We start from the raw sequence: 14086 nt of genomic DNA on the forward strand, positions 1-14086 counted from the left end.
GACCCTACTCCCGCGCGGCCCCCGCGACCTGACCCGCCGCGGGCGCCGGGACGGCGATCCCGGCGAACAGGTCGTCCTCCAGCCCGCCGTCGGGACGGGTGCTCCCGATCCGGCTGCGGGCCAGCTCGTAGTCCTCGGTCGGCCACACCTCGACCTGCACCTCCAGCGGCACCGCGAACCAGGAGCCGTCGGGGTCGACCTGGGTGGCGTGGGCGAGCAGGGCCGCGTCCCGGACGCCGAAGTACTCCGCGCAGGGCACCCGGGTGGTGATCCGGGCCTGGTGCTCGGGGTCGCGCTGCCAGCCCTGCAGCCGCTCGGCGTACGGCGACTCCAGGCCGCGGGCCAGCATCGCCTCGTGCAGCGCCATCATCCGGTCGTAGTGGAAGGAGAAGTGGTAGTACAGCTTCTGCGCCGCCCAGGGCTCGCCCAGCTCGGGGAAGGCCTCCGGGTCGGCCGCCGCCTCCCAGGCGGCCATGGTCACCCGGTGGCACATGATGTGGTCCGGGTGCGGGTAGCCGCCGTTCTCGTCGTAGGTGGTGATGACGTGCGGGCGCAGCTGGCGGATCAGCGCCACCAGCGGGCGGCACGACTCGGCCGGGTCGGTCAGCCCGAAGCACCCGGGCGGCAGCGGCGGCAGCGGGTCGCCCTCCGGCAACCCGGAGTCGACGAACCCCAGCCACACCTGCTCGATGCCGAGGATCTCGCGGGCCGCGTCCATCTCGGCCCGGCGGACCTCGCTGATGTTGGCCAGGATGTCGGGACGCTCCATGGCGGGGTTGAGGATGGAGCCGCGTTCACCCCCGGTGCAGGTGGCCACCACGACGCGCACCCCCTCGGCCACGTAGCGGGCGGTGGTGGCCGCCCCCTTGCTCGACTCGTCGTCGGGGTGGGCGTGCACGTGCAGCAGGCGCAGCTGCTCGCCGTGGGCGTCCACCCGGGCAGGTCGGTTCTCCGGCACGGCCGACAGGCTAGCGCCAGCCCGCGGGCGCGCCGACGGCGGCGTGGTGCGTGGGAGGATGGGGAGGTGCCTCCTGCTGTCCCGGTGACCGACCCGACCGCCGCCGAGCGCATCCGTCGCCGCTACCCGCGGTCGTGGTTCGCCCGGCCCGCGGGGGTGGCGACGCTCGCCGTGCTCGCCGCGGTGGTGCTCGCCTGGCTGCTGTGGGCGGCCAGCTCGCAGGCGTCCCCGCCGGTCAGCGGCCGGGTGGACCACTACGTCATCTCCGACGACCGCGTCGACGTCACCGTCAGCATCCAGCGCCCGGACCCGTCGGTCGCGGTCAGCTGCCTGGTGGTGGCCCAGGCGCAGAACTTCGAGCGGGTCGGCGAGGTGCGCGTCGAGCTGGGTCCCGGCACAGAGGAGCAGGTCCGCCGGGAGGTGCCCGTGCAGACGTTCCGACGGGCCGCCGCCGCCAGCCTCGACGGCTGCCAGGTGGGCTGAGGCGCTGCTAGGCTCCTTCGATGGACAAGACCGACGCCAACACGATCTGGCTGACCCAGGAGGCTTACGACAAGCTCCAGGCGGAGCTGGACCACCTCGTCAACGTGGGACGCGACGAGGTCACCCAGCGGATCGCGCAGGCCCGCGACGAGGGCGACCTCCGCGAGAACGGCGGCTACCACGCCGCCCGCGAGGAGCAGGGTCAGATGGAGGCCCGCATCCGCCTGCTGCAGGACATGCTGCGACGCGCGGAGGTCGGCGAGGCCCCCTCCGACCCCGACGAGGTCGCGGCCGGCACCCGGGTCACCATCGCCTTCGACGGCGACACCTCCGACACCGACACCTTCCTGCTGGGCTCGCGCGAGGTGCTGGGCCTGGACGAGGCGGCCGAGGACATCAACGTGTACAGCCCGCAGTCGCCGCTCGGCAGCGCCATCCTGGGCAAGCGCAAGGGTGACGACGTCACCTACACCGCACCCAACGGCCGGCCGATCTCGGTGACCATCGTGGACGTGCAGCCCTTCACCTCCTGAGCCTGCACCCCCCTCAGGCACCTCCTGAGGTCAGCACCGCCGACGGCGTGCCCCCTGCCCGGGGGCACGCCGTCGCCGCGTCTTGCCCGCCCGTCCGCGGCTACCGCACGACGTCGTAGCGGGCGACGGCGAACTCGCCGTTGCGTGCCACCTCGGTCAGCGCGAGCTCCAGCCGCCGGGGCAGCAGCGGGGCGCCCGCACCGAGGGTGACTGGGGCGATCGAGACGACCAGCTCGTCGAGCAGACCGCGGTCGGCGAACTGGCCGGCCAGGTCGCCCCCGCCCACCACCCACAGGTCCTTGCCCGCCGCGGCGGCGGTCATCTCGGCGTGCACCTGCGCCACGTCGGCGGCGGTGAGGCGGACGTCGCCGTCCACCCGCGGCAGCTCGCGGTGGGTGAAGACCCAGGTCGGCTGGGTGTAGGTCCAGGCGCCCTGCTCGTGGGCGAGGATCCACTCATAGGTGTGGGCGCCCATGGCGAGCGCGCCGATGTTCGAGATGAAGTCGGTGTAGCCGGCCGGTCCGTCGTCCTCGTTGTGCCGGGACAGCAGCCAGTCCAGCGAGTGGTCGACGGTCGCGATGTAGCCGTCGAGGGTGGTGGCGGTGTAGTAGATGGTCCTGGGCACGTCAGCTCCTGCTCCTCAGCCATTCGATGGGGTCGCCGTGGTCGACCGGGTGCCCGGCCTCGCGCAGCAGCGCGCGCACCAGCTGGCGCCGGTAGGCCGAGTAGGTCAGCACGTGGGCGAGCACGCTGCCGATCACGAAGCTCTCGGGCGGGTCGCAGAGGGCGTCCACCATGGCGTCGCCCCACGCGTCGCGCCGTTCGATGTCACGGATCTCGGCCAACCACCGCGGCGCCACCTGCTCGAACCGCGTCCGCAGCGAGCCGGGGTCGGTGGAGCCGCGAGGCGGCTGGTCGGCGCCGGTGATCGAGGCCAGCCAGACCTCCTTGGTGTAGACGAGGTGGTCCAGCACCGCGGCGACCGACTCCTCCGGACCGTCCCAGCCGAGCACGGTCTCGCCGGGACGACGGACCCGGTCCCACTCCTCGGCCGGCAGCGCGGCGGCCGCGTCGAGCAGCTGCGCGGTGTCGTCGAGGTCGTGCTGGACGAGCAGCGCGGTCGGGTCCATGTCGGATCGTCCTCTCGGGTATCCCTCGATCCACAGCGCGACCGGGGGGTGGAAGTGGATGCCGTTGGGAGCGGGCAGCCAGTGGCTGCCGGTCGAGCCCGCCCGGCTCGGGGCGGTGCCGTAGGCGCGGCGGAACGCGCGGCTGAAGCCCTCCACGGACGAGTAGCCCGCCTCGAGGGCGACCTCGGTCACGGCCCGGCCCTGGCGCAGCTGCCACGCGGCCCGCTCGAGCATCACGCGCCGGCGCAGGCTGACCGGCGGCTCGCCGGCGCCGCGGCTCACCTCACGGGCGAAGTGCCACGGGGAGCTGTACGCGTCGCCGGCCATCGCTCCCAGCCGTCCGCCGTCGGTGTTCAGCACGGCGTCCAGCAGCTCGCGCAGCCGGTCCCGCCCGGGTCCGGGGCCGGTGGTCGCATCGCTCACGGACCCAGTCTGGACCGACGTCGGCGGCCCGCGCTTGACCGTTCTTGCCGTCCTCGCAGGCTAGGGCTCCTGGCGGGTCCGGGCCCTGCGGGCGGCGTAGGCGCGCCGCATCTTGACGGCGTTGCCGCACCCGGCCATGGAGCACCAGCGGCGCACCTGGTTGCGGGAGGCGTCGTAGAAGGCCCAGCGGCAGCTGTCGCGCGCGCACACCTTCAGCCTCGGCCAGGTGCCGTCCTCGGTGGCGCGGCGGACCGCGTCGAGCAGCTCGCCGACGGCCCGGCCGACGGCGTCGCTGCGGGCGCCGACCAGTCGGTAGCCGTCGGCGTCGAGGTGCACCCGGACCGGGAAGTCGGCCAGCACGGTCCGCAGCCTGCCGAGGGAGTCCGGGTCGGTGTCGTGACCGGCGTGCCCCAGCAGCACCTCCCGCAGCCCCTCGCGGACCGCGCGGGCCGCGTCGAGGTCGTCGTCGGTGACCCGGGCCTCGACCGGCACCAGGCGCTGCTCGACCAGCCAGTCGCGCAGCGCGGCGCTCGTCGTCAACGACTCCTCGTCCAGCTGGGGCTCGTAGGTGTTGACGAAGTCCCGCAGCAGCCGGGCCGCGGGTGGGACGGCGTCTTCGCTCACATCTGACCTCCTCGATTCACACCAGCATAGCGCCTTGACCGGTGTGAGCGTACGGGCGCATGCTGAGTTACACCAGCCAAAGCGTTTGACTGGTGTAACTTCTCAGGAGGAGCCATGTCGAGCACCGAGCTCGTGGAGCAGAACCAGCCGCCGGGAGCGGCACGAACGGCGCCGGCCGCGCGGCCGGCCGCACCCCTCACCGACCGCGACCGGCCGAACCGTCCCCTGGCCGGCGGCTGGGTGTGGCGGTGCGACCCCGCCGACCAGGACGGGCCCCGCGAGCAGACGGGCTGGGAGGACCGGGTCGACCCGCTCCTCCGCAGCTGCTCGCTGGCCCGGCTGCTCGGCTGGCGACCCGGGCCGCGGCACCGCTCAGGCCAGCAGCCGCTGGGCCTCCTCGGGCGTGATCCGCCCGCTGGCCACGTCGGCCAGCACCTGGTCGCGGTCGACCGGCCGCCGACCGGCCGGCTCCCCCAGCCCGAGCCGCTCGAGCAGCTCGCCGAAGCGCTGCCGCGCCGTCGGGTAGGAGACGCCGAGGTGCCTCTCGACCTCGCGCAGGTTGCCGCGGGAGGCCAGGAACACCATCAGGGTCTCCAGGTCCTCGGAGTCGAGGCGGCAGAAGCGGCACTGCTCGAAGAGCCCGGCCAGCTCGGTGCCGCAGCCCGAGCAGCCCAGCCGGGTCACCTCGAGCTGGCGGTCGCAGACGGGGCAGCTGCTCGGGGTGCGGTGGGGTTGGGAGTGGCCGTGACGTGGGACCTGGCCGCTCATGCCCCCGCCTCGCCGCCGGAGCCGAGGCGCACCTGGGCGTGACCCATCACGACGCTGACGTCGAGCCGGGCGTTGCCGTGGCCCATCACCACCTCGTCGCCGGCCCCGGTGTGCTGGCCGGACCAGCTGACCCGGCCCAGCTGGGCGTCGCTGTGCACCGTGACGTCGGAGCGGTCCTCCAGCTGGACGTTCAGCGAGCCCGACTCCGCGCGGAGCTTGGAGCGGCCGGTGCGCAGGGTGCCGGCCACGGTGGCCTGCCCCGCCTGCACGAGGGCGTCCTCGACCACCGCCACGTCCAGCAGCCTGGCGCCGCCGGCGGTCACCCGGACCTTGCCCAGGAACGGGACCTTCTCGCTGTGGAGGCTGCCGGCCGTCACCTCGGCGTCCACGGTGAGGACGGGGTTGACCCGCACCACCAGCTCCTTGCCCAGACCGAGGGCCCGGACGTCGTCGAGGCTGCGCGGCGGGCGCAGCACCGAGAACCCGTCGAAGGACGGCCCCACCTCGCCGTCGCTGCGGATCTCGAGCACCGCGCCGTTGCGGGTGACCACGTTCGGGCCCTCGACGGAGGCGGTGGAGACCTTGCGGTCGCCGACGATGCGGACCCGGCGGCCCACCACCCGCAGCGAGACCCGCTCGACGCCGTTGACGCTGCCCCGGCTGGGACCGCTGCCGTCGTCGACGGGCTCGGGGTCGGGCTGGGCCTCGGCGGCCGGCGGGATGTCGGCCGGCTGCTCGTCGTCGAGGGGACGCACCCGCTCGGAGCGGTGGGTGGCGTACTGCGGGCGGCCGTGCTCGGTCTCGCCCGTCGGGCGCTGCTCGGCGGACCCGCCGCCGCCGCCGGAAGCGGTCAGGGCGTCGATGCGCCGGGAGGCCTCGGCAGGGGTGATGCGGCCGGCGGCCAGCTCCTCCAGGATCGGACTGAGGTCAGGTGTGCTCATGACCACGAATGTAAACCGGACCTTCCACTCTGGGAAGCCGGCTTACCTCTTTGTCAGGGTCCGCTCCGGGGAGTCCCCCGGTGGCTCAGGCCTCCGCCGGCTCCGGTGGTGGCGGCTCGGGCAGGTGGGCCTGGCCGAAGTCGGATCCCCGGGCCAGCGTGGTGACGAAGATCTGCACGAAGGCCAGGGCCGGGATGGCGATCAGACCGCCGACGATGCCGCCGACGATGATGCCGACCGAGATGGCCAGGATCACCGCGAGCGGGTGCACCGACACGGCCTTGCCGAGCAGGAACGGCTGCAGCACGTTGCCCTCCAGCTGCATCACCAGGATGATGCCGCCCAGCATGATCAGCGCCTGCACCCAGCCGAGGGCCACCAGGGCCACGGCGACCGCGACGAACCCGGTCACCAGCGCACCCACGATCGGGACGAAGGCACCGAGGAAGACCAGCGCGGCCAGGGCCGGGGCGAGCGGTACCTGCAGGATCAGCGCCACGATCAGCACGCCCACCGCGTCGACGGCGGCCACCGCGACGGTGGCCCGCACGTAGGAGATGAGCGCCTGCCAGCCGGTGCGGGCGGCCACGTCGGTGCGCTCGCGCACCGGCGCGGGGATGAAGCGCAGCGCGGCGTTCCAGATCCGGTGGCCGTCGTAGAGGAAGTAGAAGAGGGCGAACAGGGCGATGGCCAGCCCGGCGAAGAAGTTGCCGATGGCCCCACCGGCGGCGGTCGCGTAGCCGGTGATGGTGCCGGCGGAGTTCCTCGCCCAGTCCGCGACCTGGTCCTGCAGCTGGCTCAGCTGGCTGGTGTCGACGGGGATCGGCCCCTCCTCGATGTAGCGCAGCACCTGCTGCGCCCCGGCGAGGGCCTGGGTGCCGAGCTCGCCGGCGGAGCTCACGATCTGCTGGACGATCAGCACGAGCACCCCGACGACGACCAGGAACCCGCCGAACACCCCGACCCCGACGGCGAGCCCGCGGGGCCAGCCGATGTCGGTGAGCCGTCGGATCACCGGCTGCATCAGCGCGGCCAGCAGCAGCGCGACCGCGATCGGCACGGTCACCGCCGAGAAGTAGGTGATCAGCCAGCCCAGCAGGTAGACCCCGGCGCCGACCACCGCGAGGCGCCACGACCACCCGGCGGCGACCCGCAGCCCGAAGGGCACCGCCCGGTTGTAGTCGCCGGTGCGCTCCTCGTGCGGGGTGGCCGCGCGGGCCTCGATGACAGCGGGGTCCTCCGCGGCCTCCCGCAGCACCCGTTGCTCCATGGCCGCCTTCCGCTGCGCGTTGCGCAACGCTGCTTCGTACCGACGCCTCGACATGGCCCGATTCTGACAGGCGGGACGACCGACGTGCGGCAGCCGTGGCACGATGCGCGGCGTGAACCGACGACCGCTGCCCGAGCTGGTGGCCCCGGACTGGGCCGAGGCGCTGGCCCCGGTGGCCGACCGGGTCGCCGCGATGGGGGACTTCCTGCGGGCCGAGCTGGCCGCCGGCAGGTCCTACCTGCCCGACGGCGAGCAGGTGCTGCGGGCCTTCACGCTGCCGCTGGCCCGGGTGCGGGTGCTGGTGGTCGGGCAGGACCCCTACCCCACCCCCGGTCACCCGGTGGGGCTGTCGTTCTCGGTGGCCCCGGACGTCCGGCCGCTGCCGCGGAGCCTGGTCAACATCTACACCGAGCTGGCCGCCGACACCGGGGTGGCCCCCGCGGACCACGGCGACCTCACCCGCTGGTTCGAGCAGGGGGTCATGCTGCTGAACCGGGTGCTGACCGTGCGACCCGGCGAGCCGGCCAGCCACCGCGGCAGGGGCTGGGAGGAGATCACGGAGGTCGCCATCCGCGCCCTCGTCGCGCGCGGCGGCCCGCTGGTGGCCGTGCTCTGGGGGCGGGACGCCCAGACGCTGCGCCCGCTGCTGGGCGACGTGCCGGTGGTGGCCAGCGCCCACCCCTCCCCCCTCTCGGCCAGCCGCGGGTTCTTCGGCTCCCGCCCGTTCAGCCGGGTCAACGCCCTGCTGGTGGAGCAGGGCGCGGAGCCGGTCGACTGGCGGCTCTGAGGGAATCCCCCACCCGGGCACGGCGTTGCACCGGGGCAGACACCACTACCGAGGAGGACCGTGTTCGAGCGCCTTTTCCCCAAGCCGACCCTGGTCGACCGCGACCACGCCCTGCCCGGGCGGGACACCCCCGTCGTGACCGAGCGGCTGTTCCACGACGTCCTCGGCACCCCGCTCGAGCCGGTGCCGGCGGGCTCGGAGGTCGCCTACCTGGCCCTCGGCTGCTTCTGGGGCGCGGAGAAGCTGTACTGGCAGCTCGACGGCGTGACCTCCACCGCGGTCGGCTACCAGGGCGGCTACACGCCCAACCCGACCTACGAGGAGACCTGCACCGGGCGGACCGGGCACGCCGAGGTCGTCCGGGTGGCCTACGACCCCCAGCAGATCTCCTACGCCGACCTGCTGAAGGTCTTCTTCGAGAACCACGACCCCACCCAGGGGATGCGCCAGGGCAACGACATCGGCACCCAGTACCGCTCGGCCATCTACACCACCGACGAGCACCAGGCCGAGACCGCGCGCCGCGTCCGTGACGAGTACCAGGAGGCCTTCACCCGCTCCGGCTACGGCGAGATCACCACCGAGATCGCGCCGGCGGGTCCCTTCTACCTGGCCGAGGCGTACCACCAGCAGTACCTGGACAAGAACCCGAACGGCTACTGCCCCATCCACGCCACCGGGGTCACCTGCCGCTGACCTCTTGCCGGGTCGTCCCGCCGGTTCTGGGTAGGAGTCGGCGGGACACTCCCGACAACGAGAGGACAGCGAGATGATGCAGGGCAAGGTCGCGTTCGTCACCGGCGCCGGATCGGGCATCGGCGAGGCATCCGCACGGCTGCTGGCCGCGCAGGGAGCCGCCGTCGCGCTGGTGGGACGCACCCGCGAGGAGCTCGACGAGGTCGTCTCCTCGATCGAGGCCGACGGCGGCCGGGCGATCGCGGTGGAGGCCGACGTCAGCGACGAGGAGGCGCTCGTGGCCGGCGTGCAGCAGACGGTCGACGCCTTCGGCCGCCTCGACGTCGTCGTGGCCAACGCCGGGGTCAACGGCACCTGGGCCGGGATCGAGGACCTGACGGCCGACGACTTCCGCTCCACCCTGGACATCAACCTGGTGGGGACCTTCCTCACCATCAAGCACGCGGTGCCGCACCTGAAGAAGCAGGGCGGCTCGGTGGTCGTGGTGGCCTCGGTGAACGGGACCCGGATGTTCTCCAACACCGGAGCCTCGGCCTACTCGGCCAGCAAGGCCGGACAGGTGGCGCTGACCAAGATGCTCGCCGTCGAGCTGGGGCCGAAGAAGATCCGGGTCAACGTGGTCTGCCCCGGCGCCATCGACACCGAGATCTCCGACAACACCAACGCAGAGAACGAGGACGTCAAGATCCCCGTCGAGTTCCCGCAGGGTGAGATCCCGCTGACCGGCGGCGAGCCGGGCTCCTCGGAGCAGGTCGGCCAGCTCGTCCTGTTCCTGGCCTCCGACGCCGCCAGCCACATCAGCGGCACCGAGGTCTGGATCGACGGCGCCCAGTCGCTGCTGCAGGGCTGACGCGCCCGCCCGCACGCCCGTCCGGTCCGCGACCGGGCGGGCGTGCTGCTGCTCAGGCCGGCGGGCTGATGCCCAGCCGCTCGGTCAGCCGCAGGAAGGCCTCGGCGAACGGCTGCTCCTCGGCCTCGGACCTCAGCCGCTGCCAGTCCAGCTGCTCGCGCACCGCCCGGGCCACCGACAGCAGCGGGGCGAAGTCGCAGTAGTGCTCCGAGAGCGAGGCGAGCTTGGCCGACATGATCTCGGTCGGCTGCATCACCGGCATCCGCAGCCCGAGGATCTCCTGCTCCCCAGACTGCTCCAGCAGCGCCCGGTCCACCCGACGGCCCTGCAGGCGGTGCAGCACGTCGACCATCGCCGTGCCCAGGTGGGCCTTGAACAGCCAGTCCTCCGGCGGGCGCTCCAGCTCGAACCCGGCGGCGGCCAGCGCCGCCGCGGCGGCCTCCACCTCCTCCTCCGGCACGGCGAAGTCGACGTCGTGCTCCGGCTCGGGTGCTCCCTGGGCCCACAGCGCGTAGCCGCCGACCAGGGCGAAGGGCACACCGGAGGCCTTGAGCGCGGAAGCCGCCTGCTTCAGCGCCTGCCGCAGGCCGGGCTCGTCGGGCGCCCCACCACCCTCACGATCCGCGCCGCTCACCCTCGGTACCGTCGATCCATGCGTCTGGCCACGTTCAACATCCTGCACGGTCGCACCCCCGCCGACGACACCGTGGTCCTCGACCGGCTCCGCGAGGCGGTCGCCGTGCTGGACCCCGACGTGCTGGCGCTGCAGGAGGTGGACCGCGACCAGCCCCGCTCGCACCGGGCGGACCTGACCGCGGTGGCGGCGGAGGCGATGGGGGCGGTGAGCCACCGGTTCGCCGCCGCGCTCACCGGCACCCCGGGTGCGACCTGGATGGCGGCCACCGCCGAGGAGGTCCCCGGTCAGGCCTCGTACGGCATCTCGCTGCTCTCCCGCTACCCCGTCCGCAGCTGGCAGGTGCTGCGGCTCCCCCGGATCCGCCCCACCGTCCCGGTGTACCTGCGCGAGCCCGGCAAGGTGGTGCGGGTCAAGGAGGAACCGCGTGCCGCCCTGGTCGCGGAGCTGCAGACCCCGGGCGGGCCGCTCGTCGTGGTCAACACCCACCTGTCCTTCGTCCCCGGCTGGGGACGCCTGCAGCTGCGGCGGATCCGCCGTGACCTCGCCCCGGTGCCCGAGCCGGTCGTGCTGATGGGCGACCTCAACATGACGCCGCCGGCCCCGGCCCGTATCACCGGCTACACCTCGCTGGCCAGCCACCCGACGTTCCCGCTGGACGCCCCGGAGCGCCAGCTCGACCACATCCTGCTCCGCGGCGACCTCGGTCCGGTGCGGCGCTCGGAGGCGCCGAGGCTGCCGCTGTCCGACCACCGGGCGCTGGTGGTCGAGCTGGACGGCTGAGCGGTCAGTCCCGGTCGACGAGCAGGTGCGCCGCGGCCACGTCGACCGCGGTGACGCCCAGCACGGCCGGCCAGGCGCCGATCTTGCGCGCCAGCGGGTGCGAGGCGCCGAAGCCCAGCAGGTACAGCGCCAGCAGCCCGGCGGCGACCCCCGGCCCCCGCCTGGCGACGGCCGTCCGGGCGGCCAGCGCCCCGGCCGCGGCGAGCACGACGCCGCCGAGGGGGCGGATGCCGGTCTCGCGGGCGGTGAGGTAGCCGCCGATCAGCCCGAGGGCCAGCACCGGCGCGGTGCGGACCTCCGCCGCCGGCTTGAGGGTCATCGCGTCCTTGGCCATGGCTCCCAGCCTAGGGCCGTCCCGCCGCCGCCCCGGCGCAGCGCCTCAGCCCACCCAGCCGGCGTACCACTCGGCCAGCGGGAGCATCAGCGCCGCCCCCACCACGGTGCCGGCGGTGGTCACCAGCAGGAACAGCAGCTGCCACAGCCGCTCCGGCACCGCCGTCAGCCGCGCCAGCTGGCCGGCGTCGGAGGACGGGTGACGCCCGGTGGCGACCAGCTCGACCACCGGCCGGGGCGCGGCGAGCAGCATCACCCAGGCGATCAGGTGGGCCAGCCAGGACAGGTAGGTCTCCGGCAGCAGCCAGGTGGCCGCCCCGAGGGTGCCGCCCACGACGAGCAGCACCAGCAGCCCGTAGAAGTTGCGCACCTGCAGCAGCATCAGGGCGAGCAGGGCGAGCACCACCCACAGGAACGCCACCGCCCGGCCGGTGCCCAGCACGGCAGCGGTGGCCACCCCGAAGACGGCCGCCGCCGGGTAGCCGGCCAGCAGCGTCGCCACCATCCCGGGACCCCGCGGCCGGCCCCGCGAGACCGTCAGCCCGGAGGTGTCGGAGTGCAGCCGGATCCCGCTGAGCCGCCGCCCGGTCAGCACCGCCGCCACCGCGTGCCCGGACTCGTGCACGATGGTCACCAGCATCCGGCTGACCCGCCACAGCGGCCGGGGCACCACCAGCAGCAGCGCGACCGCGAGGAGCCCGAGCTGGGCGCCCACCGAGGGCACCGGCTGGCTGCTCCCCACCCGGGTCAGCACCTCCTGCAGCAGCTCGCCCACGGGACCTCCTCGCTGCAGCCGGACGCGCGGGGGCCACGGTAGCGCGGGTATCGGGACCCCTGCTCGATAGAGTCGGACGGCGGAGGAGGTGGCGGTGCGCGCGACGGTCAAGGACGTGGCCAGGCTCGCCGGGGTGTCACCGAAGACGGTGTCCAACGTGATCACGGGCACCGTCCCGGTCAGCCCGGCGACCCGGGCACGGGTGGAGAGCGCGCTGGCCGAGCTCGACTACGTGCCGAACCTGGCCGCCCGCGGGCTCCGCAACGGCCGCACCGGGGTGATCGCGCTCGCCCTGCCGGACCTCTCGACCGGCTACTCGGCCACGGTGGTCGCCGCCTTCGTGCACGCGGCGAAGCGCCGCGGCTGGAGCATCCACGTCGAGGAGACCGGCGACGACCCCGGCCGGGAGCAGGCGCTGCTCACCCGGGCCCGCGAGCAGCAGGTGGACGGCCTGGTGCTCAACCCCGTGCTGCTGGAGTCCTCGGCCCTGCGCCGTCCGCAGTCGCTGCCGCCGCTGGTGCTGATCGGCGAGGTGGACCAGCCGGCCGTGGACCACGTCTGGGTGGACAACCCAGCCGCCTTCCACACCCTGGTCACCGCGCTGGCCCGGGCCGGACGCCGCCGGATCGCGGTGCTCGGCGTGATGCACTCGGCCAGCTCCCAGCTCCGGGTGGCGGGCTACCACCGGGCGCTGGACGACGCCGGGCTGCCGCGGGACCCCGAGCTGGAGATCGCCACGCGGGACTGGTCGGCGCAGGGCGGCCACGAGGCCATCACGAGGCTGCTGGCGCGCGGCTCGACCCCGCCCGACGCCGTGGTGGGCCTCACCGACAGCCTCGCGCTGGGAGCCATCGGTGCCCTGCTGCGGCACGGGCTCGACGTCCCGGGCCAGGTGGCCGTGTGCGGCTACGACGACCTGGAGGTGGCGCGCTGGACGTCCCCCTCGCTGACCTCGGTGTCCTTCGACCGCGCGGCCATCGCCGAGGCCGCGCTGGACCTGCTCACCGCCCGCATCCGCCAGCCGGGCGCACCGGTGGACGTCCGGGTGGTGCCCCACCGCGTCGTGGTCCGCGAGAGCTCGGGCCCGCTGCCGCTGCTCCCGGGGCCCTAGCCGTCGGCGCGCCCCCACCCCCGCCCCTCGCCGGGCCGGGGGAACGCACGCTTGACGTCTCCCTACATCGATGTAATGTCGTGCGGACACGGGCACGGCGAAGTGGGAGGACCGATGGACATCCGCGCGACCACCCCCGCGCACGGCGGCCCGAGGTTGTCACGGCGACGTCTGCTGGGCGCCGGGGCCGCCCTGGGCGCCGGTCTCTCCGGGCTGAGCGCGTGCAGCCGCGCCGGGACCGGCAAGACCGAGCTCGACTACTGGCACCTGATGAGCGGCGGCGACGGCATCCTGATGGGCGACATGGTGGCGGCCATCAACGAGCGCAGCAGCTTCACCGCCGAGCAGACCGTGCTCGCCTGGGGCTCGCCCTACTACACGAAGCTGGCGATGTCGTCGGTGGCCGGCCGGGCCCCCGACCTGGCGATCATGCACCACACCCGGGTAGCCGGCTACGCCCCCGGCGGGCTGCTGGAGCCGTGGGACGTCGCCGAGCTGGAGCGCCTCGGGATCGGGCCGAGCACGCAGCCCGAGCGGATCTGGCAGAAGGGCCAGCACGAGGGCGAGGTGTACTCGATCGCACTCGACTCCCACCCCTACATCATGATCATCAACACCGACCACGCCGAGGCCGCCGGCGTGCTGGAGAGCGACGGCACGGTGGAGATCTCCTCCCCCGAGCAGCTGCTCGAGGTCGGCACCCGGCTGGCCGAGGTGACCGGGGGCACCGGGCTGTCCTACGGCTTCCTCGGTGACGGCGCCTCGATGTGGCGGTTCTTCTACACCCTCTACCGCCAGCAGGGCGCGGAGATGGTGCTGACGCCCGGTCGTCCGGCCGAGTACGACATGGACGCCGCCGTCACCGCGCTGACCACCATCCGGTCCATGCTCGACGGCCGGATCGCGGTGCAGAGCAACGACCTCGACGGCTCCATCGCGGAGTTCGTCAGCGGCAGCAGCGGGATCCTCTTCACCGGGGTCTGGGAG

18 protein-coding genes are annotated in these 14086 nt (G+C 73.9%); 8 read left to right on the top strand and 10 right to left on the bottom strand.

Going from position 1 to position 14086, the window contains the following annotated elements:
* Positions 1-4: 4 nt before the first annotated feature.
* A complete protein-coding gene (gene mca / locus GC722_RS09840) occupies positions 5-958 on the bottom strand; it encodes a mycothiol conjugate amidase Mca (RefSeq protein WP_331714630.1) in 954 nt (317 codons plus the stop codon).
* A 66-nt stretch (positions 959-1024) separates the two neighbouring features.
* On the opposite strand from mca, the gene GC722_RS18960 reads away from it, so the two are divergent.
* Together GC722_RS18960 and greA are read left to right on the top strand one after the other, a co-directional pair.
* Positions 1025-1441, top strand: a complete 417-nt coding sequence (locus tag GC722_RS18960) for a DUF4307 domain-containing protein (RefSeq protein ID WP_331714631.1) — start codon at positions 1025-1027, stop codon at positions 1439-1441.
* Positions 1442-1461: 20 nt separating this feature from the next.
* Positions 1462-1974: a transcription elongation factor GreA gene (gene greA, locus GC722_RS09850; protein WP_156609686.1), complete on the top strand. Its 513-nt coding sequence runs from the start codon at positions 1462-1464 to the stop codon at positions 1972-1974.
* A gap of 100 nt (positions 1975-2074) precedes the next feature.
* Here the strand turns inward: greA and GC722_RS09855 are convergent, their stop codons facing one another.
* From GC722_RS09855 to GC722_RS09880, 6 genes are all read right to left on the bottom strand, one after another.
* Positions 2075-2599: a dihydrofolate reductase family protein gene (locus GC722_RS09855; protein WP_331714632.1), complete on the bottom strand. Its 525-nt coding sequence runs from the start codon at positions 2597-2599 to the stop codon at positions 2075-2077.
* 1 nt (position 2600) lies between these two features.
* Entirely contained in the window at positions 2601-3527 is a 927-nt protein-coding gene (locus tag GC722_RS09860) for a helix-turn-helix domain-containing protein (protein ID WP_331714633.1), read from the bottom strand.
* 60 nt (positions 3528-3587) lie between these two features.
* Entirely contained in the window at positions 3588-4151 is a 564-nt protein-coding gene (locus tag GC722_RS09865) for a CGNR zinc finger domain-containing protein (protein WP_197429947.1), read from the bottom strand.
* Positions 4152-4523: 372 nt separating this feature from the next.
* The gene (locus tag GC722_RS09870) at positions 4524-4919 is read right to left on the bottom strand and encodes a DUF2089 domain-containing protein (protein ID WP_156609687.1); all 396 of its coding nucleotides are present in this window, start codon (positions 4917-4919) and stop codon (positions 4524-4526) included.
* Positions 4916-5860, bottom strand: coding sequence for a hypothetical protein (locus GC722_RS09875; RefSeq protein WP_156609688.1), 945 nt, complete (start codon positions 5858-5860; stop codon positions 4916-4918). The genes GC722_RS09870 and GC722_RS09875 overlap by 4 nt, the downstream gene beginning before the upstream one ends.
* Before the next feature lie 85 nt (positions 5861-5945).
* Positions 5946-7184 carry an AI-2E family transporter gene (locus GC722_RS09880; RefSeq protein ID WP_156609689.1) on the bottom strand — a complete coding sequence of 413 codons (1239 nt, stop codon included), beginning with the start codon at positions 7182-7184 and terminating at the stop codon, positions 5946-5948.
* A 49-nt stretch (positions 7185-7233) separates the two neighbouring features.
* Here GC722_RS09880 and GC722_RS09885 point away from each other — a divergent pair, with 49 nt between their 5' ends.
* From GC722_RS09885 to GC722_RS09895, 3 genes are all read left to right on the top strand, one after another.
* The gene (locus GC722_RS09885; protein WP_156609690.1) at positions 7234-7917 is read left to right on the top strand and encodes a uracil-DNA glycosylase; all 684 of its coding nucleotides are present in this window, start codon (positions 7234-7236) and stop codon (positions 7915-7917) included.
* A 60-nt stretch (positions 7918-7977) separates the two neighbouring features.
* Positions 7978-8613 (top strand): peptide-methionine (S)-S-oxide reductase MsrA, encoded by a 636-nt coding sequence (gene msrA, locus GC722_RS09890; protein WP_331714635.1) that lies wholly within the window; start codon positions 7978-7980, stop codon positions 8611-8613.
* 73 nt (positions 8614-8686) lie between these two features.
* Positions 8687-9463, top strand: a complete 777-nt coding sequence (locus GC722_RS09895; RefSeq protein ID WP_197429948.1) for an SDR family oxidoreductase — start codon at positions 8687-8689, stop codon at positions 9461-9463.
* A 52-nt stretch (positions 9464-9515) separates the two neighbouring features.
* Here the strand turns inward: GC722_RS09895 and GC722_RS09900 are convergent, their stop codons facing one another.
* Positions 9516-10097, bottom strand: a complete 582-nt coding sequence (locus GC722_RS09900; protein ID WP_331714636.1) for a nucleotidyltransferase — start codon at positions 10095-10097, stop codon at positions 9516-9518.
* Positions 10098-10115: 18 nt separating this feature from the next.
* On the opposite strand from GC722_RS09900, the gene GC722_RS09905 reads away from it, so the two are divergent.
* Entirely contained in the window at positions 10116-10880 is a 765-nt protein-coding gene (locus tag GC722_RS09905; RefSeq protein WP_156609691.1) for an endonuclease/exonuclease/phosphatase family protein, read from the top strand.
* A gap of 4 nt (positions 10881-10884) precedes the next feature.
* Here GC722_RS09905 and GC722_RS09910 read toward each other — a convergent pair whose 3' ends face one another.
* Both GC722_RS09910 and GC722_RS09915 read right to left on the bottom strand, forming a co-directional pair.
* A complete protein-coding gene (locus tag GC722_RS09910) occupies positions 10885-11199 on the bottom strand; it encodes a hypothetical protein (RefSeq protein ID WP_197429977.1) in 315 nt (104 codons plus the stop codon).
* 60 nt (positions 11200-11259) lie between these two features.
* The gene (locus GC722_RS09915) at positions 11260-11988 is read right to left on the bottom strand and encodes a M50 family metallopeptidase (protein ID WP_331714637.1); all 729 of its coding nucleotides are present in this window, start codon (positions 11986-11988) and stop codon (positions 11260-11262) included.
* Between the two features lie 94 nt (positions 11989-12082).
* Here GC722_RS09915 and GC722_RS09920 point away from each other — a divergent pair, with 94 nt between their 5' ends.
* Both GC722_RS09920 and GC722_RS09925 read left to right on the top strand, forming a co-directional pair.
* A complete protein-coding gene (locus GC722_RS09920) occupies positions 12083-13099 on the top strand; it encodes a LacI family DNA-binding transcriptional regulator (RefSeq protein ID WP_331714638.1) in 1017 nt (338 codons plus the stop codon).
* Between the two features lie 114 nt (positions 13100-13213).
* On the top strand, positions 13214-14086 hold an 873-nt coding region (locus tag GC722_RS09925; RefSeq protein WP_197429949.1), incomplete at its 3' end, for an extracellular solute-binding protein.

It is taken from the genome of Auraticoccus cholistanensis (genome assembly GCF_009742705.1).
GTDB classification, from domain to species: Bacteria; Actinomycetota; Actinomycetes; order Propionibacteriales; family Propionibacteriaceae; genus Auraticoccus; species Auraticoccus cholistanensis.

Bases quoted from the DNA above. Each gene is read 5' to 3' on its own strand.
- greA (WP_156609686.1), top strand. From the start codon at position 1,462: ATGGACAAGACCGACGCCAACACGATCTGGCTGACCCAGGAGGCTTAC.
- GC722_RS09870 (WP_156609687.1), bottom strand. From the start codon at position 4,919: ATGAGCGGCCAGGTCCCACGTCACGGCCACTCCCAACCCCACCGCACC.
- GC722_RS09875 (WP_156609688.1), bottom strand. From the start codon at position 5,860: ATGAGCACACCTGACCTCAGTCCGATCCTGGAGGAGCTGGCCGCCGGC.
- GC722_RS09880 (WP_156609689.1), bottom strand. From the start codon at position 7,184: ATGTCGAGGCGTCGGTACGAAGCAGCGTTGCGCAACGCGCAGCGGAAG.
- GC722_RS09885 (WP_156609690.1), top strand. From the start codon at position 7,234: ATGCGCGGCGTGAACCGACGACCGCTGCCCGAGCTGGTGGCCCCGGAC.
- GC722_RS09895 (WP_197429948.1), top strand. From the start codon at position 8,687: ATGATGCAGGGCAAGGTCGCGTTCGTCACCGGCGCCGGATCGGGCATC.
- GC722_RS09905 (WP_156609691.1), top strand. From the start codon at position 10,116: ATGCGTCTGGCCACGTTCAACATCCTGCACGGTCGCACCCCCGCCGAC.
- GC722_RS09910 (WP_197429977.1), bottom strand. From the start codon at position 11,199: ATGACCCTCAAGCCGGCGGCGGAGGTCCGCACCGCGCCGGTGCTGGCC.